We start from the raw sequence: 1,207 nt of genomic DNA, 5'->3' as shown, positions 1-1,207 counted from the left end.
TGCTGGTCGAACCTATCGACATCGTAGAAATCTATCGAAACCGCGCAAACCAGGCCCGAAACCGCACAAGGCTATGAGCCAGAAAAATTGCTAAAAAGTCTTAAGTTGGGTGGATTGGGTGCGCCGGGCCGGGACGTTATGCTTTTCCTGGTGCCATTCATCTTTGCCGTACACTTTGAGTCCGGTGGAGTCCACGATGACGAGGCTGCCTGGGTCCAGGGCTTTGCTCAGGGCATGTCTTGGCAAGCCGATGCTCCGCTTGGAAATGCAGCTGAAATCCGGGATGCTGATCTCGACCTTCAGGGCACGGGCAAGCGAGTCCATGAACCCTTCGGTCTGCCGCAACGCCGGATGAAAAACTTGGCGTATGAACAGCGCGGTCTCGATTGCCACATTGGAATACTTTGTTGGCCGGCCGCGCGCCCCGGTCTTCGCTGGGCACCACTCGGCAATCGCCTCTTCGGTAAACCACATCGTAAAGTCACCGCGCCGCTTGAGCGCTGCGTTGTACGCAGGCCAGTTCGTCACCTTGTAATGCGGCTTCTCGAATTTGTGGCGACGCTCTTCGCTGTGTTTGTACGGCACGGGACTACCTGGAAAGAAATAATGCCAGATTGTACACTTCTATGGCGACCGGTCGAATTATTCAACAACGCCCAGCGTCAGTTGGTGGCGTTTGCGAAGGCTTGACGTATAACGCGGGGCATCGTCAACAGGTTCTGTCGCATTGGCGAACGTCGACGGTCCAATCAAGTAAACTGGTTCTGTCGCATTAATTTTTTCCTGGACATCGGCCATGCGACATGTAGGATGATCTGTGTGACGGGACCCTACCTATTGTGGCAAAATTTCGCGGATTTTGCTTAATGCGACAGAAACCGACAGCCTAACGGGATTCGACGGACCGATCAAGCGCGTAGATCAAGCCCTGTACGCTGCCAAGCGCAGCGGCCGCAAGCGAGTGGCAATCTGGGAAGCTGATTCAATTGATTTTCGTAACTATTCAGCCGCTACGCAGCTGGCCTGATCGGATCGCCAGCAAATGCGCGGCGCAGCACTTCGAGCATGCTGTGCCCTTGTTTGCGTAAGGTGTCGAGGCAGGAGCGGATGGTGCAGAAGTTGTCGGCGCCGACGATGGTGCGGAAGCATCCCGATATTTTCTGTTTGACCTTGGGCATGCGCACGGCCCGTTCGGCGATGTTGTTCG

The 1,207-nt window shown here is 55.3% G+C and carries 1 protein-coding gene and 1 pseudogene; both read right to left on the bottom strand.

Annotation, left to right across the window (positions count from 1 at the left end; all coding sequences use genetic code 11):
• Window positions 1-90 precede the first annotated feature (90 nt).
• Window positions 91-585, bottom strand: a complete 495-nt coding sequence (locus tag ACP7BZ_RS22920; protein ID WP_426117507.1) for a transposase — start codon at window positions 583-585, stop codon at window positions 91-93.
• Between the two features lie 425 nt (window positions 586-1,010).
• Window positions 1,011-1,207: pseudogene (locus ACP7BZ_RS22915) on the bottom strand (IS66 family transposase); the annotation flags it as partial.

It is taken from the genome of Massilia sp. PWRC2, from assembly GCF_049896725.1.
In the GTDB taxonomy this organism is placed as follows: Bacteria; Pseudomonadota; Gammaproteobacteria; order Burkholderiales; family Burkholderiaceae_D; genus JAFCUW01.
Note: the sequence above shows the minus strand (reverse complement) of the source record. Positions and strands in the feature narration are given on the sequence as shown.